This is a genomic window from Desulfosoma profundi, from assembly GCF_055387865.1.
In genome coordinates this window covers 1,316,286-1,339,617 of the sequence record NZ_AP042420.1, presented here as the reverse complement: position 1 = coordinate 1,339,617, position 23,332 = coordinate 1,316,286, and the positions used below count along the sequence as shown (strand labels likewise).

Annotated in this window: 22 protein-coding genes; 16 read left to right on the top strand and 6 right to left on the bottom strand. The window is 57.9% G+C overall.

Going from position 1 to position 23,332, the window contains the following annotated elements:
* Nucleotides 1-16: 16 nt before the first annotated feature.
* Together ACZ5K9_RS05805 and ACZ5K9_RS05800 are read left to right on the top strand one after the other, a co-directional pair.
* Nucleotides 17-1,528 (top strand): ATP-binding response regulator, encoded by a 1,512-nt coding sequence (locus ACZ5K9_RS05805; protein WP_464273480.1) that lies wholly within the window; start codon nucleotides 17-19, stop codon nucleotides 1,526-1,528.
* Nucleotides 1,529-2,149: 621 nt separating this feature from the next.
* A complete protein-coding gene (locus ACZ5K9_RS05800) occupies nucleotides 2,150-2,545 on the top strand; it encodes a hypothetical protein (RefSeq protein ID WP_464273479.1) in 396 nt (131 codons plus the stop codon).
* Between the two features lie 101 nt (nucleotides 2,546-2,646).
* Here ACZ5K9_RS05800 and ACZ5K9_RS05795 read toward each other — a convergent pair whose 3' ends face one another.
* The 6 genes from ACZ5K9_RS05795 to ACZ5K9_RS05770 form a co-directional block, all read right to left on the bottom strand.
* A complete protein-coding gene (locus ACZ5K9_RS05795) occupies nucleotides 2,647-3,609 on the bottom strand; it encodes a hypothetical protein (RefSeq protein ID WP_464273478.1) in 963 nt (320 codons plus the stop codon).
* A 75-nt stretch (nucleotides 3,610-3,684) separates the two neighbouring features.
* Nucleotides 3,685-4,605, bottom strand: a complete 921-nt coding sequence (locus ACZ5K9_RS05790) for a C1 family peptidase (protein WP_464273477.1) — start codon at nucleotides 4,603-4,605, stop codon at nucleotides 3,685-3,687.
* A gap of 267 nt (nucleotides 4,606-4,872) precedes the next feature.
* Nucleotides 4,873-5,541 (bottom strand): amino acid ABC transporter permease, encoded by a 669-nt coding sequence (locus ACZ5K9_RS05785; protein WP_464273476.1) that lies wholly within the window; start codon nucleotides 5,539-5,541, stop codon nucleotides 4,873-4,875.
* Between the two features lie 18 nt (nucleotides 5,542-5,559).
* Nucleotides 5,560-6,228, bottom strand: a complete 669-nt coding sequence (locus ACZ5K9_RS05780) for an amino acid ABC transporter permease (protein ID WP_464273475.1) — start codon at nucleotides 6,226-6,228, stop codon at nucleotides 5,560-5,562.
* Between the two features lie 7 nt (nucleotides 6,229-6,235).
* Entirely contained in the window at nucleotides 6,236-7,039 is an 804-nt protein-coding gene (locus ACZ5K9_RS05775; RefSeq protein WP_464273474.1) for an ABC transporter substrate-binding protein, read from the bottom strand.
* A 129-nt stretch (nucleotides 7,040-7,168) separates the two neighbouring features.
* Nucleotides 7,169-8,293 carry an alanine dehydrogenase gene (locus ACZ5K9_RS05770; protein WP_464273473.1) on the bottom strand — a complete coding sequence of 375 codons (1,125 nt, stop codon included), beginning with the start codon at nucleotides 8,291-8,293 and terminating at the stop codon, nucleotides 7,169-7,171.
* 294 nt (nucleotides 8,294-8,587) lie between these two features.
* On the opposite strand from ACZ5K9_RS05770, the gene ACZ5K9_RS05765 reads away from it, so the two are divergent.
* From ACZ5K9_RS05765 to ACZ5K9_RS05700, 14 genes are all read left to right on the top strand, one after another.
* Nucleotides 8,588-9,838 carry an NAD(P)/FAD-dependent oxidoreductase gene (locus ACZ5K9_RS05765; protein WP_464273472.1) on the top strand — a complete coding sequence of 417 codons (1,251 nt, stop codon included), beginning with the start codon at nucleotides 8,588-8,590 and terminating at the stop codon, nucleotides 9,836-9,838.
* A 210-nt stretch (nucleotides 9,839-10,048) separates the two neighbouring features.
* On the top strand, nucleotides 10,049-11,023 hold the full coding sequence (locus ACZ5K9_RS05760) for an AfsR/SARP family transcriptional regulator (RefSeq protein WP_464273471.1): 975 nt from the start codon (nucleotides 10,049-10,051) through the stop codon (nucleotides 11,021-11,023).
* An 864-nt stretch (nucleotides 11,024-11,887) separates the two neighbouring features.
* On the top strand, nucleotides 11,888-12,496 hold the full coding sequence (locus ACZ5K9_RS05755) for a Pvc16 family protein (RefSeq protein WP_464273470.1): 609 nt from the start codon (nucleotides 11,888-11,890) through the stop codon (nucleotides 12,494-12,496).
* The gene (locus ACZ5K9_RS05750) at nucleotides 12,483-13,298 is read left to right on the top strand and encodes a hypothetical protein (protein WP_464273469.1); all 816 of its coding nucleotides are present in this window, start codon (nucleotides 12,483-12,485) and stop codon (nucleotides 13,296-13,298) included. The genes ACZ5K9_RS05755 and ACZ5K9_RS05750 overlap by 14 nt, the downstream gene beginning before the upstream one ends.
* Before the next feature lie 28 nt (nucleotides 13,299-13,326).
* The gene (locus tag ACZ5K9_RS05745) at nucleotides 13,327-15,723 is read left to right on the top strand and encodes a phage tail sheath family protein (protein WP_464273468.1); all 2,397 of its coding nucleotides are present in this window, start codon (nucleotides 13,327-13,329) and stop codon (nucleotides 15,721-15,723) included.
* Between the two features lie 57 nt (nucleotides 15,724-15,780).
* Complete coding sequence (locus ACZ5K9_RS05740) at nucleotides 15,781-16,221, top strand: phage tail protein (protein WP_464273467.1); 441 nt, start codon at nucleotides 15,781-15,783, stop codon at nucleotides 16,219-16,221.
* The gene (locus tag ACZ5K9_RS05735; protein ID WP_464273466.1) at nucleotides 16,169-17,773 is read left to right on the top strand and encodes a hypothetical protein; all 1,605 of its coding nucleotides are present in this window, start codon (nucleotides 16,169-16,171) and stop codon (nucleotides 17,771-17,773) included. The genes ACZ5K9_RS05740 and ACZ5K9_RS05735 overlap by 53 nt, the downstream gene beginning before the upstream one ends.
* A gap of 10 nt (nucleotides 17,774-17,783) precedes the next feature.
* Complete coding sequence (locus ACZ5K9_RS05730; RefSeq protein ID WP_464273465.1) at nucleotides 17,784-18,281, top strand: phage tail protein; 498 nt, start codon at nucleotides 17,784-17,786, stop codon at nucleotides 18,279-18,281.
* A 2-nt stretch (nucleotides 18,282-18,283) separates the two neighbouring features.
* Entirely contained in the window at nucleotides 18,284-19,123 is an 840-nt protein-coding gene (locus ACZ5K9_RS05725; protein WP_464273464.1) for a CIS tube protein, read from the top strand.
* Nucleotides 19,124-19,126: 3 nt separating this feature from the next.
* Entirely contained in the window at nucleotides 19,127-19,297 is a 171-nt protein-coding gene (locus ACZ5K9_RS05720) for a hypothetical protein (protein WP_464273463.1), read from the top strand.
* A 211-nt stretch (nucleotides 19,298-19,508) separates the two neighbouring features.
* The gene (locus ACZ5K9_RS05715; protein ID WP_464273462.1) at nucleotides 19,509-20,603 is read left to right on the top strand and encodes a phage late control D family protein; all 1,095 of its coding nucleotides are present in this window, start codon (nucleotides 19,509-19,511) and stop codon (nucleotides 20,601-20,603) included.
* Nucleotides 20,604-20,605: 2 nt separating this feature from the next.
* The gene (locus tag ACZ5K9_RS05710; protein ID WP_464273461.1) at nucleotides 20,606-21,295 is read left to right on the top strand and encodes a phage baseplate assembly protein V; all 690 of its coding nucleotides are present in this window, start codon (nucleotides 20,606-20,608) and stop codon (nucleotides 21,293-21,295) included.
* Nucleotides 21,289-22,779 carry a hypothetical protein gene (locus ACZ5K9_RS05705; protein ID WP_464273460.1) on the top strand — a complete coding sequence of 497 codons (1,491 nt, stop codon included), beginning with the start codon at nucleotides 21,289-21,291 and terminating at the stop codon, nucleotides 22,777-22,779. The genes ACZ5K9_RS05710 and ACZ5K9_RS05705 overlap by 7 nt, the downstream gene beginning before the upstream one ends.
* Nucleotides 22,780-22,925: 146 nt before the next feature.
* Nucleotides 22,926-23,330, top strand: coding sequence for a GPW/gp25 family protein (locus ACZ5K9_RS05700; protein ID WP_464273459.1), 405 nt, complete (start codon nucleotides 22,926-22,928; stop codon nucleotides 23,328-23,330).
* Nucleotides 23,331-23,332 lie beyond the last annotated feature (2 nt).

The following is a 23,332-nucleotide window of genomic DNA, read 5'->3' as shown; positions in this document are numbered from 1 at the left end:
GCGGGCGGAGTGGGCCATGAGAAAGGTTCTGGTGGTGGACGACGAAGAGAGCACGCGGGAGTTGTTATCGTTGAGCCTGGAAAGCGACGGCTATGCGGTTGTGTGTGCGGAAGACGGCTTCAAGGCCGTGGAGATCTGCGCCAACCACCCACCGGACATCGTGGTCACCGACATCAAGATGCCCGGCATGGACGGGATAGAGCTCCTGCGCCGCATCAAACATCTCAATCCCGACATTGAAGTGATCATGATCACGGGACATGGCCAGATGGAGCTGGCCATTCAGGCCCTGCAGCTGGAGGCGTCGGATTTCATCAACAAGCCCATTCGCGATGAGGCCCTGAGTGTGGCGCTTCGGCGGGCGGAGCAAAAAATATGGATGCGTGAAAAGCTTAGGGAATACACGGAAAACCTGGAATGCATGCTCAAACAGGCTACCGATGAAGTCCGCAAGCGCTACGACTTTGAACACCATCTCATTCATACGTCCATGGACGGCATCATCGTCAATGATCGTGAAGGCAATATCATCCTCTTCAGTCAAGGGGCGTCGCGCATATACGGGTACAGCCGGGAGGAGGCGGTGTGCGGGCTCAAAGTGACGTCGCTTTATCCCGAAGGGGAGGCGCGCCGCGTCAAGAAATTGATTTATTCGAATCAATACGGGGGGCCCGGATATTTGCTCAACTACGAAACCACGGCGCGAACTAAGGACGGGCGGCTTGTGCCCATCCTTCTTTCTGCGGCGATTCTTTATGAAGACGGCGAGGAAGTGGGCACCGTGGGTTATTTCAAGGATTTAACGGAGGTCAAAGAGCTCCAAGCTCGTTTGCTTGAGCAAACCCGACTGGCGGCCATGGGCGAGGCCATGGCGGAAGTGGCTCACGGTGTGAAAAACATCCTCTACGGCATGAAGCTCGGCGCCTACATGGTGGAAAAGGCTTTGGCTCAAGGAGAGCACGACAAACTAGAAAAAGGCTGGCAGATCGTGCGCAAGAACATGGATCGCATTGCCCGTCTGAGCCTGGAGATGTTGGATTATTCGCGAGGCCAAAGTCGGCGCCAGGAAACCATCTCTGTGAACGATGTGGTCAACGATGTCTGCCAGGAACTGGGAAAACGTGCCCAAGAGGAAGGCATTCAGCTGGACCTTGACCTTGTTTGTGATCTTCCTTTTATTTTTGGAGATACAGAATGCTTTCATTCCTGTGTGTTGAATCTCGTCAGCAATGCCATGGAATCGTTTGGTGAGGAGAGTGCGGAGAAGCGAGTCATCGTAAGGACTTTTGTCCAAGAAAACCGATGGATTTGTCTGGAAGTGGAGGATACGGGACGAGGTATTCCGCTTGAAGTGCAAGACAAAATCTTTCGCCCCCTTTTCACCACCAAGGGAGCTCGAGGCACAGGACTCGGATTGGCTATTGTCGAGAAAATCGTTCACGAACTGGGCGGAGTGGTGGATTTTCACACCACGCCAGGTCAAGGCACGACCTTTAGATTGCGCTTCCCTCTTCCCGCAACCGAATAACAGCCGGCACCCCAGGCCTTTCCTGCGACGAGTGAGGTCTCGAAAATGCTGATGCACCACCCATGATGTGACGGCTGCCCACGGTCATTCCCCAGGTTCAGGTTTTGAGTACGGCCTTTACTCAAGAGGAGAACATTTCCTCTGCGCCTCTTTTCGGTTCAACGAAAAGAAACCTTTTCGACGAGCGCATTGGTCCTGTGTTGTTTCGAAGACATTTCCGTCTACACAGCACCACCCGAGCCTTTGGCATTTTTGTATGGCTTCGTTTCGATCCAATGAGAAAAACCCTTGACGACGAGCGCATTTGTCTTGTGTTGTTTCGAAGACATTTCCCTGTAGACAGCACCAGCCGAGCCTTTGACACTTTTGCATGGCTTCGTTTCGATCATGTGAGAAGAAGCCATGGTTTCGTTCGCAGTCCTGACGCGATGTCTGTGACAGTTTGCCGTAGGCGCAACACCAGCCTTGATCTGAAGTCGGAATATTTGGAAAATGAAAGCGATGAATCCATGAAGGGATTTCCCGAATTTCTTTGTCACTCATCATTCTAGGGCCTTCAACGATGTTTCCCTTGGAAAAGACGGCAAGTTGTTTTGACGTGAGGATAAGGCCCGCAGGGCGATGAATGTGCGCCCCGCCCTCAATCAGGGCGATGATTGTTTCCTGATCTCCTGTGATTTTGAAGTTCGCCTTGCTGTTCATAATGCCCGCCACATCGGGCGTGTCAAAACAGACATCGTGTTTGTACATATATATTTGACCGAATCCCACACGAACATGGAGGCACTTTTTCCCGGTCACGGGATCTCGTCCAATGCTGAACCAAGGGTCTGTATTTTCGTCCAGTTGGCAGAAGCCGCCGTCCGCAAATCGAATGCGCGCGCTGCTTCCCAACCCCGTGGAAACATGGGCGCCGTCAAAAATCTCATCCCCGGACCGCCCTTGTCTTCCATCCACATAAACTTCGGGGCCGGACACTTCGATGATGCCGAGGCGGCCAGGAGACGTCACGTATAGGGATGGCGGAACACACGATGACGCGCATATCGTCACCCAGAGCCACCTGAAACAGAAAGCGGCTCGAACCATACGGCGCAGTGTTTGGGTTTGTGAGAACATTAGTCCTCCTTGGGGTGGTTGTCGGTATTGAAGAAAAGGGATTTCATACCGATAACTTCCACGCTCTGGACGCCACCGGTTGGTACACAATAGACCTTCTTTGCGACTCCATCCCAGAGCACCAGTTCATCATTCGTTTTGTTCAGTAAGGAAAACCCGGACACCTGAGATGCCCCAACCTGCCCTTTCCAACTCATGATCACGACCGGGTACTTGGTCGGGCGCACCAAAACACCGTAGGCCATGAGGGTGAAAAGGGTGTAGAGGACCGCGATGAGCAGGAAGGGCAAAATCAACCAAGGACGAAGGGTCGGTAACACCGCCGTGGCATACCAGGCCAGGGCGAGCAACACCAATGCCAGGGATTCCCCTTTCAAGAGGTGGAGGAAATAGTCGCGTAACGGCTCGAGGTTGCCGTCCAGGAGCCATTTCTCCAAATGACCGACAATTGTGTCGTTCGCCAAGGTTGCGGAGGACTTGTAGATAAGGTTGGATATTCCAAGAACGGAAGAAAAATCATTATAATAATCCAGGAGTCTAAAAATCAAAACGTAACCAAGAAAAAAAACCACACAGGATGATGTCAACCTTCTTTTGGTTTCGAAAAAACCTTTGAACAAAGTGAAAATATGAAGGCAACGCTCCGGAATCTGTCGCCGCTTCAAGGCAAAGCACAAGCCGACCAAGGTCACTCCCAGAAGGAAAAGGCCGGTGAGCAAATACAGACCGAGAACAAACCAAGGCAGCAGTTCGGCAATGACCATACCAGCCAACGCCGTGAAGAATTTGCCGCCTTCCTGAAGGTAACGTTCTTTTGGAAAGTCAAACAGGCCGAAGAGACCGAGCATGTTGAAATGGGATCGTGCCACAAGGTAACCGCAGGCGTAAAAGATCGCCGCAATACCCGCAAGGGAACCTGTCAGGCGACCGATGAATGCGGATATGTTCTTAAAGAAATCCATAGGAGGTCAATCTCGGGAGGTTTTCGCCTCACGAAATCATGGGTTTGATGCCCCGAGTTTTTTAAGACATTTTTCCTATCCAAGACCGAATTGTTTTGTATCGACCCACGCCATACTGAGAAGGGACCAGAAGTCCAGGGCGAGTTTGGAGAGGACGTAGTCGTAAGGCAGCCAGCCGTAACCTTGGTTGCCCCAAGAGACACCCCAGGAATTGCGGATTAGCAGTGCCCCGGTGGTGGTCTTATTGCATTTGGTGTTTTTGATCTTCTTACCGTCGTCGTAACCCACGGCGACGATGGCGTGACCCCACTGCGCCTTTTCACCTGGGCATGGGAATGGAATACCGCCTTTGACGTCACAATCATTGAACGAGGGAAACCCCCAGAAACCGAACATGGATGGAATGCCGGCCGCGAGATATTTTTTGACGCCGGCCAGAACGTCGGCACTGCTGGAGTTGGTTGCCATGGGGTCGTGGCAGAAGTAATTGAGGGCTTCGTAGTTGTCGGCTACAGCGTAAACGAAGCTGGGAGGTTCTCTGTCAAAATCGGGTTGGACATCCGTATAGGGCCAGTATTTCTCATCGGGCACCCCGCACAGTCTTAAGGCGCCCATGGTATTTCGGAGCCAGGCGCCCGTATCCCCGGTGACTTGCATGAGGTTACGTGTCGTTTTGTAAACGAACAACCTGGATCCCTCAATGTGCTTTCCGTACGCCCGCTTCTGAAAAAATTCCACCACGCCTACGGCTGCATGGGCCGTGCACGACCCCAGGCTCTTCTGATTTTCCACGGGTGTACACCACGGTCGTAAATCCGTGGTGGGCGGAAGGGCCTTCAGGTTTTCGGCTTTGTGTAGGCCTAACTTTTTGGCGAATTCCCTGATCCGTGGGTCCCCCTCTGTGTAGTCTCGAAGATCCGGCAGCGGGGGCAGCCAGCCGGTGCCAAAAACTTCCTGAGACTCTTTGATAAAGACGGGTTTGTAAAGGGTATACATGGGAATACCTCCTGGACTTTGGGGGTAGTGCATGCGCCACAGATAGAGCGACGGGATCGAATCCCATAGATTCTTGACTGCTACCCGCAGTCCATCACAGAAGGATCACCACGGCATCACGGTGCCTTATAGATTAAGGGTGCGTTGCTTCTGTATGGGCGGCACGTTCGGGGGGAACGAGGGGCTGTCCCATGGAGGCTCATGGAGCCACAGGAGGCCGGAAACAGTCAATCCTGGATAATCTCTCTGCAAGAGAGTCCGTGACGTTTAAAGTCCGCCGAAGTCCACTCGGAGCTTCTTTTCCAGGTGATTGGCCAAGTGGATCAGAGGATAGCAGATCACGAAGTACAAGAATCCCACGAGTCCAAAGACCAAGAGTCCTTCAGGGATACGCTGCACGGTGAACCAGCCCACGCGGGTTACGTCGGTCACACCGATCACGGACACCACTGATGAATCTTTGATCAGCAGAACATATTGTCCCACTAAGGGCGGCACAATCGTCTTCAAAGCTTGGGGAAGAACGACGTGACGCATGCGTTGGAACCAATTGAGGCCCGAGGCCTTGGCTGCTTCCGACTGACCCGGCGGGACGGCCAAGATGCCCCCGGTCACGATCTCGCAGATGTAGGCCCCTGCATACAGAGTGAGGCTCAACACGGCGGCGGCGAAGGCTCCCAAGTGGAGTCCCCACTCGGGCAGGATGAAAAAGATGATGAAGACCTGGACCAGGAACGGGGTGCCCCGCATGAAATCCACATACGTAAAGAGAAGTCTCGCGAGCACCGGCACCCGGGAAGCACGAACGATGCCCGCTCCAAATCCGATAAGTGTGCCCATAACAAGGCTCAGGCCAGAGACGGCCACGGTCATCCACAAACCCTTCAAGAAAAAAGGGAAGGTCTCAATGAGTTGCTTTAGGTAATAAAGCCACACGGTTGGAAATGTCCGCTCCTATGCCGGTTGAACATAGATGAGCCTCTTTTGCCACCAGGTGGAAAACGCTTTAAGTCCATAGTAAATCAGCAAGTAGAAGAAGGCTGTCGTGAAAAAGCCCTCGGCGGGCATGAACCGCTCTGAAGTGATAATCTGACCGGCTCTGGTGAGTTCGAAGACGGAGATGAGGGACAACAGAGCGCTGTCCTTGACAAGCACGATGGCCTGACCCAGAAGCGGCGGGATGGTCATGCCTAAGGCCTGGGGGAGCACGATGGAGCGCATCCGCTGAAGATAGGTCAGGCCGGAGGCCATCCCCGCTTCGATTTGTCCCCAGGACACGGAAAGCACTCCAGCTCTAATGATTTCAGCCATATACGCTCCGCTGTTCAGCGATAAAGCCACAATGCCCGTTTGGTATTCGGGAAGCCGAACCCCGAGGCTCGGCAGCCCGAAGTAGAAGAAATAGAGTTGTGCCAGGAGGGGTGTAGAACGAATGGTTTCGATATAGGCCCCCGACAAGACCGAAAGAAAGCGCAGGCGTGACAATCGAGCGCCGCAGGCCAAGGTGCCCACCATGAGGGCGCCCAGGAGGGACAGCGCCGAGAGCCACACCGTGGCCCATAGTCCCTTGAGGAAGAGCGGCATGTAATCGAGGAGCACTCGAAAGTTGAAGGCTTCCAGCATGCCGGTCTCAGTGATCCTTCTTCCAATCCAACGATTTTACCCAGTAATTGATGTTTTGGTCATACCGGCCGTCTTCGCGGACCCAGTGAAAGAAAAGGTTGATCCACTGCAACAGGTGCGTGTCTTCCGGCCGCACGGCGAAGGCCAAAGGTTCTTTGGACAGCCGTATGGGAAGGATCTCGATACTGCCGGGAGGGAATTCCTGCATCTGGCCTACCACAGCGGTTTCGTCGTTCACGCCGATGTCCGCATGCCCCGCCAGCACGGCGTTGATCAGCAACGGACCGCCGCCCTTATAGGATTTGATCTGAGCTTTGGGAAAGAAGCGTTTGGCTTCCCCTTCCCCGGTGCTTCCCAGAAGGACGGCGATGGTCACGTTTTCCTTGTTGCAATCTTCAATGGTTTTGAAGGTGCTGCCTTTTTTGGCAAAGACGACCGCCCCCGTGTAGTAGAAAGGATCGGTGAAGGACACCTTCAGGGCTCGTTTCAGGTTGGCCGTCATATCGGCGGCCAGGAGATCGGCCTTTTTGGAAAGCAGGGCGGGAATGAGGCCGTCCCAGTCATAGTCCAGGAAGGTGACCTTGACTCCCATCTCCTGAGCCATGAGCTTGCAGAATTCCACGGAACTCCCGGTGCGCACGCCGTTTTTATCGACGAAGCTGAAGGGAGGTCCTTGGGTTTGGACGGCCACGCGAAGCTCGCCGCGCTGAATGATTTCCTGAAGTGTGTCGCCCGCCGCGGGGGCGCTGAGCCCACAGAGAAACGCCGCCACCATGCCCAACATCCAGAGCCGTGTTCCCCATTCTTTCATGATCGCCTCCTCGTTAAGGTTAGGTTGGGATCTCGCCGGCAATGAAACGCCGACATTCTTCGGCAGGATCATTAAAGCTTGGCAGCCGAGCGCATCTGCGGACTGGAAAAGAACTTGAAGCGCCCGAGCTCACATATGCTTTATGGCCTCTTGGGGAGGCATCCAAGGCCGCTGTTGGAACTCAGCCGCCTCGTGCCAGGTCAGCACCCCGTTCATGGCTGTGACGCCCTCCAACAAGGGCGGGTAGCGCCGGAACGCTTCAGGGATACCATGATCCGCAAGGGCCCTCAAGTACGGAAAAACCTCCAGAGCCAGAGCTTGGGACGCCGTTTGAGCCACCGTTCCCGGAATGTTGGTGACCGCGTAATGAATCACCCCATCCACGTCCCAAACCGGATCGGTGTGTGTGGTATAGCGATCGATGGTCTCTACCGCTCCTCGAAGGTTCGCCGTCACATCCACAATGACGCTACCCTTTTTCATGCGTCGCACCAAGTTCCTGTCGATGAGATGGCGTTCGCTGTGGGCAGGCACCGTGGCCGTATTGATGACCATATCCGCCGCTGTCACGTAATGGGCCGGATCCACGACATTTGTGTTGTGAATATGGATGTTTTTCGGGGCGTTTTCCGCAAAAGCGCGGATGGTCCGTTGGTTGATCTCAAAGACGTGCACTCGGCATCCCAGGGCCGCGGCCACTTGAGCCGCCTGGCGTCCCGATTCCCCTGCCCCCAGCACCACCACCACGGGTGTGTCCAGCCCGGGATAAGCCACCAGGCTCTTGCCCACGCCCCCATAGTGATTCCAAAGAAAGCGCATGCCCTGGAGGACCGCCTGCTGGCCTGCGATGATGCTCATGGGGCGAAGCAACGGAAAAGACCCGTCCGATTCCCGCACGTTTTCGAAGGCAATGGCCGTCAGATGCTTTTGAAGAAGCATATCCACCAGTTTGGGCCGCGTCTCGCTGTGGAGGTAGCAAAAGAGGATCTGGCCGGAGCGAAAGACCCCAAACTCCTCCTCCACCGGCTCCTTGACCTTGACCAGGAGGTCCGCAGCTTCGCTCACTTCCACGGCGGTGGTCACCACGCGGGCACCCGCTTTTCGGTAATTCTCGTCACTGAACCCGGCACCGACGCCCGCACCGCTTTGCACCGTGACCTGATGCCCGACTTGCACCAGTTCCGAAACATTTGCCGGCACCACCGCAACGCGGTACTCCTGAGGCTTGATTTCCTTTAGAACTCCCACATGCATTGGCTTTTTCCCTCCTTCACCCGTCACGTACACCACAATGGACTCCACGGCAAACAAAAGCCTATGGAAAAGATCCAGTGTCTGGAATACCTTTCCCTTTTTTCCGCACCAAGACGCCGAGTTTACAGAGGGACGCTTGGGGTCTCCGGGCTTGTGCCGGATTTTTTCGATGACGTGGGGTCATTCTCACGGCGGATCAGGATAAGATCGACAACGTTTCATCAAACTGGCAGTATGGGATGGGTGAATCGGGTGACCCAGGCGCCTTCCTCAGGGATGGACAAGGATACGGAAATGGGAACACAGAAACCGGATGTTGTGGTTATCGGCGGCGGCGTGATGGGCCTCACGACCGCCTATTATCTTATCAAAAAAGGGGCCAGGGTGACCGTGCTGGAAAAAGGGCGCGTGCCGGCGGGGAGCTCTTACGGCAACGCGGGCCTCATCGTTCCGAGCCATCTTCAGCCTCTGTGTTCGCCGGGAAACGTCAAGGAAGGCTTGCGTCACCTTTTGAACCCCACGGGGTCCTTTTCCATCAGCCTTTCTCCGAATCCCGAGCGCCTGGTATGGCTCGGCCGTTTTGTGCGTCACAGCACGGCCGATCACGTGAGGTACGCCGTGGGTGTTTATAGGAGGCTGGCGGACCGCAGCCTGGAGCTCCACGACGAATTGGCTCGGCAGGCCGGTGCGGCGTATGAATACGCTCGGGACGGGCTCTTGTGCCTCTATGAGACTCAAGGGGCGTTGAGGGCGGCAGCCAAGGAGGCCGAAGAATTGTCCCGAGTGGGACGCCCCGCCCATGTGCTGGACGCCCGAGAGGTTCGGGAAAGAGTTCCTGCCGTGGGGCCGTCCATTATCGGCGGCGTGCTGCAGGAGCCTGACGGTCGCTTGAATCCGGCGGCTTTCGTGGCCTGGCTTGCGGACACGGTCCGTCAGGCCGCGGGACGCATTATGGAAGAGACCGAGGTTTACGGGGCGATCTTTGCCAACTCGACGGTCAAGGAACTCAGGACCACCAGAGGCCCGGTAAAAGCCGACCAGTTTGTGCTGGCGGCAGGAGCCTGGACGGGACGCCTGGCCGGCATGTTCGGCCACCAGCTGCCCGTGGAAGCCGCCAAGGGATTCAGCATCACGTACGAAAAGCCTCCCCGCATGTCCTCCCTGCCAATGCTTCTGGAAGAAGCTCGCGTGGCCGTCACCCCATTTGCCGACGCTCTGCGGCTTGCGGGGGTTTTGGAATTATCCGGCTTGGACGATCGGCTTTCGGCTCGACGCATCGACGCCATGGAACGCGACCTTTTGAGAACTTTGCCGGGAATCGGGCCTCTTCGGGTGAAAGAAATCTGGCGCGGCTTTCGCCCCTGCACGCCGGACGGCCTGCCTTTCGTCGGCCGGCTGAGGCGCCCGACCAACGTCGTCGTGGCCACGGGACATGCCACCAAGGGCATATTTCTCGGGCCGGTCACCGGCGAAATAGTGGCCGGAATGCTTGCCAACGAGAGTCAGGATCCTGATCTGCTCAAAGCCCTGAATCCTCACCGGTGACGGCGACTCCGACAACAGGAGTCGCCTGCCTTTTGCCGCACGCACGGATGACGAAGTCACGCTCTGGAACAAAAGATCCTTGCTTTTATCAACAGTTAGGGTTTTAATCGTTAAAAATTTTTGGCTTTTTTACCTTTCCAAAAGCCAGACCCGCCATATGTGGATTGGCCGTTCCTTACCTTTAAGGGATTTTTCCGGCAAGGAGTCCACATGGAGCATTTGTCGGTGCGATTTTTCGGCGGCTTTCACGTGCAGCGCGATTTTCCACCGCAGTCGCTGCACTTTACCAGAACCGCACAACACCTTCTGGCTTATTTGCTTTTGCACCGACGCCAATCCCATCCCCGTGAAATCCTCGCCGGAACGCTCTGGGGTGAGACGGACGACGAAAAGGCCCGAGCATGCCTCAACACAGCCTTATGGCGTCTTCGAAGAGTCCTGGAGCCTTATCCCACGGCCAAAGGCAGATTCCTGGTTACCCTCGCCAATGGTGATGTGGGAATCAACCCCGAGGCCCCATTGAGACTGGATGTGGCGATATTTGAGGAAAAGACAAGAGGGGTTTTTCGATGGGATGCCCATGGACCATCAGCTTGCGAAGTCGGCGAAGTGGAAAAAGCGTTGACGCTGTACAAGGGCGAACTGCTCCCAGGCTTCTATGAAAACTGGATCCTGGAGGAGCGGGAGCGCCTGCACTGTCTGCATATCGATGTCCTCGGTGCCCTGATGCACGCTCACCATCACCTTGGCAATGTGGCGCAAGGTATCGAATTCGGCTTGAGAATCCTCAAGGAAGAACCATTTCGCGAGGACGTCCACCTTACGGTGATGCAGCTCTACCGCGAGGCGGGCCAAATGTTCATGGCGCTGCGCCAGTATGAAAAATGCCGCAAGAACCTTGAGGACGAATTGGGCATTTCCCCTTCCGAAAAGACCCGACGCTTTTATGAAAGCATTCTGCCCGCCGGCCGTTCCTCCCGCAAGCCCTCCTCGCCTCCGCCCCCGCCGGACGACAGGCCATTCCGCCAGGCCCTGGCCACCCTGCAAAAGGCTTTGGATACTCTGGAGCGGGTCCATCTCGACGTGTTGAGAGCCGCCCGCATGGTTTCCCAAATCCTTGAAGAAAGCGGCCGGAATCCGCGCGATGGCTCGAGAATGCCGCCCGGGACTCCCGAGTCTTTCTGATGGGCGGAGCGCCTGCATGACTGCTCAAAAGCGCCGTCGGCATGGAGCGCGGTGGAAACCCTCGTTTTCCTAGGCTAGGGACCTCTGCCAGCACCGAAGATGCTGGAAAGCCAAAACAAACGAACGTCTGTGAAAAACCTCAGAGGATTCAACATGTGTTCCGCCATCAACGGTCGGAAGGCGGATCTATCCTTGAACGAGCGCTGCGGGCTGCGGTCCATGAGCACTGAAACGATAGGAAGGTAAGATGAAGAAAATGCTTTCTTTCTTTGTCCGGACTCGGTTGGTTTTTGCCGGACGTGTTTCTGCATTGGATGCGGCGCTCTATTCGGAGGCCACAGCGGATGAAGGGGGGAGCCAGAAATCTTGCGAGCCGGCCAAGGCGGCAAGCCGGACGATTAGAGCAACTACAGTTTACACGACCCGGAGTCTTTCCAAGAGGTCGCCGCCGTTTACAAAGACAAGGCCAAAGAACACACTAGTTGATAAACATCCGGGAGCTCAGGCCAACCGAAGAAGTGCGAAAATTATGAATTTTGAGAGGCCTCTTTTATCTTCGACGAGGTGGAAGACCTTTCCGGCGCCAAGCGATGGGCCAAGGGACAACGACCTCACGCAGCCGATACGGTCCGCGACATCATAGCCATTGTGGTCACGGAGAAAAAACAGCATACCCCTGTAGAGTCCCCGTGGTGGGAAACGCTGCGGTGATCCCCTGCCTGAAAAAACATTTTCGCGTGAGCCAGTGGTGAGCCCACGGTGATTCGGTCGGATTAAAGACACAGCACGTCCGCAAGCTATGGGCAGCGTATCGGCTTTCGCTCATGAGACGCGGGTTCCGGTGGTTCAGCGTCGGGGGATTCGGTGGCCAACATCTCCGCCATCCATTCGGTGGGGGCTTCCATCGCCACCTTTTTGGATAGGGCTTTTCGAGCTCTGCCTCGTGAGGTTCGCGAACCGCACGCGTGCCGCTTCCATGTCTTTTCCAGTAACGAACTGGCCAGGCTCCAAGAGGGGGACGTGGAAACCACCGTGGGCTTTTATCTTTATCGCATCACCAGGAATGAACACCGCCGAAACCTTCACAACATCACACCATTGGACCGGGGACGCTCACCGATTCTTCTGGACCTTCACTATCTGGTGACCTTCTGGGCGGACAGCCCGCTTACCGAGCACATCTTGGCGGCTTGGGTCGTTCAGACCTTGGAAAACTATCCCATGCTGGACACATCCATTTTGTCTCCCGAGGCGGGCTGGAACGTCGGGGACCAGCTGCAGGTGGCTCCTGAAGACCTCTCTTCGGAAGACATGATGCGCATTTGGGACGCCTTGTCTCCTTCGTACAGACTCTCTTTGGCGTATGTGGTTCGGCCCGTGCCCATTGAGATGCCAGCCCATGAGGAGGGCCGTCCCGTGGTGGCCACTGCATCGGGTTTCACGGGGAAGGAGGCGCACCATGCCGGGGTCTAGCGTTGATCCCCGCCTTCTGGAAACGGCGCGCTCCGTGGAATGGCGGACTCGGAGGATTCTCGGCGGTATGCGGTTCGAAGACCGGACCACCCGGGAGCTCGTCTCCAATCAGTTGCGGGTTCGCATCCCCGGCGTGAACCTGTTCTGGAATCGCTCTGGACACCTCATCCTGTCCCAGGCTCCGGGCCTGGAGTCCTACACGCGGGGCTTTCGTTCTGTTCCTCATCTTTCTTCCGAGGACTCACTTTCCTTTGTCGGGACGGTGGAAGACCTTACGGGACGCTATCTTTCCCGCTCGTTTTCCTTTCGGCTGCCCAGGGATCCCGACCCGACACGTCACGAGTCCTCCGATTCGCTCTTTCAGGCCGTTTCCGTAGCGCTTTTTCCTTCACCGATCGCTTCTGCTTCTCATCCCTTGTGGAGCCAGGTGAGAGTCTCGCTGGCCCGATCCCTTCATGGAGCCATTGAACCTCTTTCCGAAGCATTTGTCCGTATTACCGACGCCTCAGGCACCTCCGTGCTCGGCAGCGGACTCACCGATTCACGCGGCGAGGGGGTGATTTTCATTCCCGGCGTCCCCCTGGCTCGATCCGCGGAAGGCGCACACGAGGACGAAGAGGAGCCCGTGGTGGTTTACGATCTCCCTGCCCGAATCCAGGTGGTGTGGAAGCCTTTGGAAGAGAAGCCGCCCGATCCCGACCACCTGGAGGAGGAGCGAGCGGTTTTGGTTCGCAGTGACGAACCCCTCTTTCTCAAGGCGGGCCGGACGGAGAGGATACGAAGAACGCTGACCATAGCGTAACCTCACCACCAAATCAGGAGGCGGAACTATGCCGGAATACCTTGCCCCTGGCGTGTACGTGGAAGAAGTGAGCTTTCGTCCCAAATCCATCGAAGGGGTCGGGACGAGCACCACGGCCTTTGTCGGTCCGACCCGAAAGGGCCCCCTGATGGAATCCCCCGTGTTGGTGACCAGCTTCGGGGAGTTTGAGCGTATTTACGGAGGCTTGGAAAATCTATCCTTTACGGCCTCTACGGACACGGATCCTCCTGTGACGAACTTCATGGCCCATGCAGTGCGCCTCTTTTTCGACAATGGGGGAGTCCGCCTTTACATCGCCCGAACTTTTGTTCCCCGAACCGATGGGGGCGGCACGGTGGCTTCTGGTGGTGTGGCCCAATCCGATGCGGTGGTGAGTGCGGGCGGAACGCAGGTTCGGTTCACGGCCCGCATGCCTGGTTCCGGCTTAAATGGCCGGATTACGGTGACGGAAAAGACCATTCCTGTGACTTTGGCGACCCTCGCCAAAGCTCCCCTGGGATCTCTTCTGCGCCTGCGAAGCACCCAACCTCAGGCGGCCGTCCTTTTGGGCGGAATGCCGCCATTTCGATTGGAGGACGGGGATGCACTCAGCCTGACCACCTCGTCAGGAACCGCTGGCATCACCTTTGAAGGTCGCCCCGCGGAGGTCCAAGCCGATCCCGTTTCTGATCCCCTGACCATCCCGGCGGACACGGTTCTTCAGGTGACCATCGGGGGCATGGCCCAGCGGATCCCCGTTCCGGAAGGGACCGTGACTCTTTCTGATCTCGCGGCGCATGTGAATACACGTCTTCGAAGGGGGTACGCCCGAGTCCAAGGAACCGACCGGCTGGTGCTGGGAACGGATGCTCGGGGTACGGCAGCTGCCGTGAGCGTGGCAGCTCTGCCGGCCGTGGGCTTTTCCAGCGATCGATCGGCATTCGGCACGGGAAACGTGGCCAATCTCGATAACGTCACCCCGGAAGAAATCGACGGGCTCCTTCAAGCGGCGGGCATTCCGGTCCGCGCCACCGTAGATCCCGCCACCGGTCGTTTGGTGCTCAGCACTACCCACACCGGTGAGAGCGCGCGGTTGCAGGCAGCGGACACCTCCGCAAGGATCAACCTGGGATTTCCCGCCGATGAGGCCCGAGGCCGAGCCGCCTTGGGCACCCTTTATTACGTCAAGGCAAGCCATCAGCCCGACGGTTGGATGGGCGCGGCCGACCGGGCCACCGCCCTTAACACGGCCACGCCCCTTCCCACCGGCTCCGTCTTGGTTCTCATGAACCTGGAAACGAGGGATGCGGATAACAACGTGCGCCTTTACGAAGATGTGGGCTTTTCGCCGCTGCATCCGCGCTGGCTGGGTTCCGTTTTCGCCTTCTCACCCACGCGGCGTTCTGAAGCCCTTCAGAATCCTTATGCCGTGGACGTTCAAGGATCCGTTCATCCTTTTGACCTGCGGGACGGCCTTCTGGGTTCCTCTTCCAGTCGGACCATCGCGCTCACCGGAGGCAACGACGGTGCGGAGCTTTCAGAAAACAGCACCGTGGAAGGAGCGGTAGCGTACTCAGATGCCATCAGGCTCCTGGAAGACGTGGAAGACGTGTCCATCCTGGCTGCCCCTGGTTATTCGGCTCTGTCCCGCTACGCCGGAATCCAACAGGCCTTGATCACCCATGCGGAGAACATGAAGTATCGGATCGCCGTGCTGGACAGTCCTCCGGGGGCAGACTTCCAAGAGGTGCGGGAAATTCGGGGCACCATCGATTCCGCCTACGGCGCCTATTATTACCCTTGGGTGATGGTGTCCAATCCTCTCGCACGTCCGGGCAACGATCGCATTCCCCAGGAGATCGCTCTGCCGCCCAGTGGCTTTGTGACGGGCATCTATGCACGAAGCGACGTCCGGCGTGGTGTGTGGAAAGCCCCCGCCAACGAAGTGCTCCGAGGTGCGGTCCGCATGGAACGGGACATCAACCAGGCTCAGCAGCAGGTCTTGAATCCCCTCGGCATCAATTGCCTCCGTTTCTTCCCCGGGAGGGGCTATCGCATTTGGGGCGCCCGCACCACTTCATCCGATCCCGAGTGGAAGTATGTGAATGTGCGCCGTTATTTCATTTTTTTGGAACATTCCATCGACCGTTCTACCCAGTGGGTGGTTTTTGAGCCTAACGGCGAACGCTTATGGAGCAATGTGCGGGCTACCGTGTCCGCCTTTCTTTACAACCAGTGGGTCAGCGGCGCGCTGTTGGGATCCCGGCCGGAGGACGCCTATTTCGTCCGCTGCGACCGGTCGACCATGACCCAGGACGACTTGGACAATGGACGCCTCATCTGCCTGGTGGGAGTGGCCGTTTTAAAGCCGGCCGAATTCGTCATCTTTCGAATCGGGCAAAAGACGGCCGACGCAAGGCAGTAGCCATGGGAGCCGCCCAAGCCGTCACGGACAAAACATCACAGACAGGGGAGGGGGACGATGGCTGCTGACAGGACGGTGCCCTACGGTGCCTTTAACTTTGTCGTGGAAATAGATGGCCTTTCCGTAGGTGGCTTTTCCGACGTGTCGGGACTGAACACGGAAATCACCGTGTCGGAATACCGGGAAGGGAACTACCCCATGAATCACGTGCGCAAGATTCCCGGCATCTACAAAGTGGGCGATGTGACCTTGAAACGCGGGATCATCGATTCCCGGGAGTTCTGGGACTGGGTTCAACAGGTGCGACGAGAAGGAGTGGCGGCGCAGCGCAACATGTCCGTTGTCCTTTTGGATGAGAGCCACAACGAGGTCCAGAGATGGAACTTTCGAGGTGTGATTCCGCTCAAGTGGACCGGCCCGACTCTCGCGGCCAAGGGAGGAGGCGATGTCGCCATGGAGGAACTGGTGCTTTCGGCGGAATATCTGGAACTGGATTGAGACGAACGCCATGGCGGCTATCTGGTTTGGAGAAAAAACGCCGGATCTTTCGGCCGACCCTCACCGCATGGATGTGGTGTTTTTTGTAGGGCTGGCACCGGTTCGGCCTCGGGATATTCTGCCGGAACCCTTGGACCGGTGGTTTCGGGAACGAGGCTGGCACGAGCGGGTGGAATCGACTCCTGGTGTGATTTCGCTGAGAGATGTGCCCGTTCCGGTGGATTCCTGGGAGACTTACGGACGGTATTTTGCCTGGCCCTGGGACGCGGACGGCGGACCGCCGGAAATTTACCCCCTAGGACGTGCAGTCCAGTCTTTCTTCGCCCAGGGAGGCCGAAAGGCATATGTGGTTTCCATGGGGGATCCCATTGGAGAAACGGCGGATACGCGGCAACGGGTACAGGCTTTGGAACGGGTGCTCTATGGCGTGGAAGGGTTACTGGGATCTGTGACCACGCGGGACGAGCTCGCCGTCCTAAACTTTCCGCCCTTAGATTTTCCGGAAGCCGACCCCGACACCTGGCATGCCATTCATCACGGCACGGCCCTTGGGGATGTGGCCTTGGTGGCCTACCCAGATCTTCCCTATCTTGTGGCGTCCTTGCCCGATCCAGTGCCCGTGGCGATGCCGTCCAGGAAGGACCCGGAAAGCTTCGTAGAGTGCTTCGGGGAAGAGCTCCCCGCCAGCCCCTGCCGAGTGGTGATTTCCAGAGCTCCTCGATGTGACGGTATCGGCCTTCGGGTTTGGAAGCAGGCGGTTCAGACAATCCTTCTGTGGATGCAACAAAACGCGAGGGAATGGGTTCTCGTGGCCGCTCTACCTTTGCCGATGCCAGAGCTGGACTCTTCATGGTGGGCCGTGGCGCTGCAGGACGTGTTCGGTGTCCGGCCGGAGGAGGGCGGGTGCGCCAGCGCTTTTTTTCAGTGCGTCTTTCCGTGGCTGGTGGACCCATCGGAAGCTGGTGCCTTGCTTTCTCCCGACGGCCCGCTTTTGGGACTGCTCGCCGCCAACGCCCTGACACGAGGGACATTTCGCAGCGCCGCCGGCCGTTACCCCGTGGGTGTTTCAGGGATCGTCCCCGTCCTTTCCTTGGCGGAGCGGCAAAAAGCTCCCGACCAGGCTCACACCATGGAACGGCGCCTCTGCCTATTTCACAGCACGCCGAATGGCGTTGTTCTCGCATCGGACCGGACCACCAGCCTGGAACCTTCCCATGGACCGGGTCCGGTAAGTCGCCTTCTGGGGTTCATCTTCAAGGCCGCCCGCAGGCTGGGCGAGACTATGGTGTTTGAGAATTCGTCGCCGCGAACCTGGAACCAGCTTCGGCGAGTGCTCGCGAACCTGCTGGAATCGATCTATCTCGCCGGAGGTCTGGAAGGCGCGCGTCGCCAGGATGCCTTTCACGTCATGTGCGGGCTGCACACCATGACAGGGCAGGATGCGGACTCGGGACGCCTCGTGGCCCACATTCAGGTGCGGCCGGCGATACCCGTGGAGACCCTGCAGGTGGTTCTGGCTATAGAACCCAACGGAACCGTCCGCATGGACTAGGGAAGCATTGATGATGTCACCGCATTCCACCCATCCTCTCCCCATTTTCCGGTTCCGCGTGGATTTCTACGTCAGTCCTTCGGAATCCGACGGCGGAGGAGAACCTGTGCCGTTGTGCAGTGGGCAATTTGCGGAATGCTCCGGCTTGGAAGCTTCCATGGAACCCAAGGCCATCAAGGAAGGCGGACGCAACTACGGTCCGGTGCAGCGCGCCGGACGGGTTTCCTTTGGCACGGTGGTTCTTCGCCGCGGGGTCACCACCACCCAAGACTTGTGGCGATGGTTTGAACTGGTGGCCTGTGGAGGTTACGCCTACCGGCTGGACGTTGTGGTGAGCATGTTGGAACCGGGCTCGGATCCGGACTCTCATGACGCCGCTCTACGGTGGCGGATGCACCGAGCCTTGCCGGTCAAATTCAGGACCGCGGATTTGAACGCTCGATCCTCGGACGTGGGCATCGAAGAGCTCCATTTCGTTCATGAAGGGGTGGAACTGGAGAGGAGTTGACAATGCCCGAGCTCACCAAGGCGTTCCTCACGCCCCTTACCGACGATGACGGTCGCAACTTGTCCCAACAGGACCAGGAATCCCGGCGCGTTGAGGTGCACTTTAACCCGGAATCCCTACAGATGTCATTGACCAACCGGGTGCAGCAGGGTCGGGGGTGTCAGGCTGCACAGCATGTGACGGACGCGACGGCTCAGATGACCGTGGACCTGGTCTTTGACACCACCTTGGTGGGGACCGACGTCCGAGAGGACACTCAGAGGATCGGCCGGATGATGGATCCGGTCCTGAACCGGGGTGCCCGCCGAGCCCGGGATCGGAGCCGGAAGATTCCCGCCGTGGTGGTCTTTGAGTGGGGCACGGTAAAGTTTACGGGCTACATCTCCAGCTACAGAGAAACGTTGGACTTTTTTTCCCCGGAGGGGATTCCGCTTCGGTCCTCGGTGAATCTCACGATCCATCAGCAGGAGCGGGTTTTTGAGGAGGGTGAGGTGAGCCAAGAAGCGCAAGACGCCCTTCGGGAGCGCACCCAGGCGACCCTTATGAACCTCGGTCCGCAAGAAAGCCTCACCCAGGGCGCCGCTCGGGCGGGGGATCCACGGGCGGCCAGAGATCTGGCCCGGTCGAATAACGTGGACAGCTTGAGACATCCTGGCGTGGAAACGATTGCCGTGACGGCCGGCCTGCGTCTTCAAAGGGGCGTCTTGGCAAGTATCCAGGTCGAAAGTGGAGCGGGGTTCGGCGTGGGGGGGCGAGCTCGGGCTGCGGTCGAGGCCGGCTTTCGAACAGATGTGGGAGCGGGCACGAGCCTGAAGGATCGGATTCGATTTGAAGAGGAGTAAACGGTGGCCATTGTTTTTGATGAAGTGATCGCGGAAGCGGCCGAGACCCCCGGGACCCCTGATCGGTCGGAAACCCGGGAGCGTCCCGGGGCAACTGTGGAAGACGAACTACGTACTTTCAGGCGCCTTCAGGCTGTGGTCCAACAGCGCGCCGCGCGCCTTGCGGCAGATTAGGAAACTGGCCGAGAACGGCTGCAGGGTTTTGCGCGCGGACGGCATCCCCGTCGTCCTCCCGGTCTTCCGGAGTGCTGCCCGTATGGGAATCTTGATGGGGATCTGGCACCAAACACGCGATGGCACGGAGGAGGTCCCTTGAAGAACACCCATTTTCCACATTTTCGGGGAAGCTCCGGAGATTTCATTAGGTGCAGGATGAGATGAGTCCATGAGTACGGAACGGGCCGTGAGCCGAACCGCCTTGTACGCCGCCCGCCCGACCCTCAGGGTGGATGGGCGGCGCTGCACCTTGGCTGACGAGTTGCTGCTTGCCGTGTCCGCTCATGAGCAACGCGACGGTCTGGCTTGGGCAGAGTTTCGCTTCGCCAATGTCTCCCGTTCCACGGATCGAGGCATCGGCTGGGCGTTTGAGACCCCTCAGGACAGTCCCATGGGTTTGGGAGCTGCATTGAGCCTTTCCATGGGAGACGAAGCGGCGCCCACAGAAATCTTTCAAGGCGTGGTGAGCGGTTTGGAAGCGGTCTTTGGGCCGGATCATCCCCCGGAACTGATCGTCCTTGCGGAAGATCCCCTGCAAAAGGCCCGAATGAAAAGGAGAACCCGCACTTATTCCGACACCACTCTGGGGACCTTGGTGGAAACGCTGGCCGCCGACATGGGCCTTCAGGCCCGGGTAAGCGGCTTGGATCATCCGATCGGAATCCAGGTGCAGATCAATGAGACGAACCTGGGATTTCTGAGGCGTCTTCTGCAGCGCTACGACGCGTGGTTTCGGGTTTGCGGCGGGGAACTCCACGCGGCAGCGTGGGGCGACACACCAGAGAGGGAAATCACGCTGGAGTTGCACAGTCGGCTGCTGCGAGTGCGTTTGTTGGCGGATCTGGCTCACCAGGTGTCCGCCATCACCCACAATGGGTGGGATGCTGTTCAGGGCGCACCGATTCGGGTGGAAAGCGACGAATCCATCCCTTCGGGCCCGGGGTCGGGTCGCACCGGACGTGAGATCCTGGAAGAAACATTCGGACCTCGCACAGAACACGCAGGTGCTTTGCTTGCCGCCGATGAAAGGGAAGCTCGGGCTCTGGTTCAGGCAGTTCATATGGGTCGAGCTCGGCGTTTTGTGGTGGCAGAAGGGTGCGCACAGGGGCATCCCGAGCTGCGAGTAGGGAGTCGAGTCCGGCTTGTGGGAGTAGGTCCTCGCTTTGAAAACACGTACACGATAACGCGCACCTGCCACCGCTTCGATGTGGAAAACGGCTACGAAACGGATTTCGAGGCCGAAGGGGCCTATTTCGGAGGTTGACCATGGACGGATCTTTGGGCTGGCGCCCTTCTGTCTGGCTCCAGTCCCACTTGGCCCAGGTGGTGTCGGTGAACGATCCCGAAGGACGCCATCGCGTTCAGGTTCGGCTGCTCTCCTTTGACGGCTTCGACAACCAGAACGGGCCGGTGTGGGCTCGGGTGGCCGTGCCGTGTGCCGGATCTCGGCGGGGGGCCTTCTTGCTTCCGGACTTGGGCGACGAGGTGGTCGTGAACTTTGTGGGCGGCGATCCGCGCTTTCCCGTGGTGGTGGGGTCCCTCTGGAACGGCTCTGCTCCGGCACCCGAAACCCTGGGCGGAAGGGGTGAGGCAGTGGATCGCTGGACCCTGGTGGGCAAGGCAGGCACCCGCATTGCCATCGAGGAACCCGCTTCCGGAAGCCCCACGGTGAGGATCACTACACCGTCGGGCATCGAGGCGGAACTGACCGACGCCGAGGGGGGAAAGATCGTGTGTCGCGCTGTCGGAAGCACCATCACGATGGACCCTTCAGGCGTCTCCATTCAAACTCCTGCCACCGTGAGCGTGGAGGCCTCCCAGGTCCACGTCAGTTCAGGCATGGTTCAAGTGGATGCCGCCACGGCCACCTTTAGCGGAGTTGTCCGATGCAATACCCTCATCACCACGACGGTGGTAGCTTCCACTTACACTCCGGGAGTGGGCAACGTATGGTAGGCGTCCAATACTCTGTCCGACTCATGGGCCCTTCCATCACGGCGACACCCGGCGTGGATCTTCGGCCGTTGATTCTCCAATACCAAGACGCCGATTGCCTTTCCAGGCTTCTTGAAACCCTTCGGCAGACAGATCCCAGGGAAGGACTAACCCGGGCAACCGCTGGTGTTCGATCCTTGGAAAACGTGTTGCGGCTTTTTCAACCCGTCCACCGAGTGTTTCACGTGGTGCTGGTCCATGCCGCCTGCACACAGCCTGGGGAACCCCGTCTGGATCCCGCTCGGGTGGAAAAGGCGGGATTCGTCGTGAGGCGCCTGAGAAACGGCAGGGTTCAAGGGTGGTTGCGCCAGAAAGAATTCCCGGTGGGCTGGATGGATCTTCCCCAAGAGGCGGTCCTGGACGAGACAAGTTATGACCCCGATCCTCTTGTGCGACAACAGCGGCTTTTGGGAAGTAACCATAAGTTGCTTTCCCTGTCACCCCCTCGGGACCCGCTGGAAGAGCGCCAAGAATCTTTTCTCCCACTGTTTGCCGCCCCTCCCGACGTTTGTCGTGCCCAGGGAAAGACGTTTTTTTACGGCATCCTGACCCTGACAAGCGACGAAGCCGCTTCCGGCACGGCTCCTCCACCCTTCAATGATTCCGTGGTACGGGAGCGTATTCCACGCCTGCTTCAGGCGGGGGATGGTCGGGAAGATGTGATGCGCACAACCAAGGAGGAGTTCTTGGCTCTTTTGCGGTTCCTGGAGCGGGATGTGGGGGCTTTTACGGGATCGCATGAAGGAACACGTATTCTCATGGATCTTCAGACCATTGCCATGCCTGCCGAATACCCGGGCTTGACGGTGCGCACCGTGGTGGAAAAGGCCTACCAAGAAATGACAAGCGGCGGCGAAAAGGGGCTTCGCTGGATTCCTTCCATTTGGCCCGTTCCCAATAAGAAACAAGCTCAAGCGATTGAAACGGCCGTAAAAACGGCGATGAGGGCACGATGGCGGGAAGTGGCTCCCCGTCGAGAGCGTTTCGATGATACCGATGGGCTCTACGAGCTTCGAGCTTTTCTCCGCGTTCGAGGGGCAAATGGCTGTCCCTGCCGAACGTTATGGAGTCTTTCGTCGGAACCGTTCCAGATTGTTCCGTGGTATGAAAGCAGCGGACAACCTCCCGTGCAGGTATCGCTCCCCACCCTGGACCGCCAGGCCCTTTCCCGCCTCAAACCCAATGTGGCTTTTCGGGTGCCGCCGTCGCTACGAAAGACTCTCGAAAAACTGGACATGAAGAACCTTTTGGAGGGTTCCCACGAAGAAGGATCGGGCCATTTCGGCATGATCTGTGGCTTCAACATTCCGATCATCACACTGTGCGCCTTCATCGTTTTGCAGATTTTTCTCGTCCTTTTGCACATCGTATTCTTCTGGCTCCCTTTTGTGCGCATCTGCATTCCTTTTCCGGGCTTCGAATCCGAGTCCGATTCGGAGAGTTAGCAGATTCTCCGAGTATCCCTAACCCCCAGAACGGGGGCCGTTCTGCCGCTTTCGAGGCGGGCAAAAAAGGGCCCGCTATCCCAGGAGAGAACACCGGTGAGCGTGTCAGCCGGCCCGCCTTGAAAAGTTCGGAGGGAGTGTTGGACATGGCAGGAAAAAGCGGTCATCTGCCGCCTGCGCCGATCAGCTGGCCTCTGCTCCCTGTTCCGGATGGGCACGGGCAGCTCGGCTATCCTTCCCTGGAGGAAAGCGTTCGCCAGTGTATCCGCATCATTTTGTTGACCAGGCCTGGGGAGCAGCTCATGAGGCCGGACTTTGGGGCAGGCCTTGGGCGGTTTCTTCATGAGCCCAATACCCTGACCACGCGCCGCCGCATTCACGACGTGGTTTTGGACGCACTGGACAGGTGGGAACCCAGGATTCAGGTGGATCAAGTGCTGGTGGAGCCTGTTGTGGACAGGCCGGATCAGATCCGAGTGGAAATTCGCTATCGGATGCGACGAAACGGCGGCCCGGGCCGGGCGACGTTGACCATGACCTTGGAGAGTTGAGC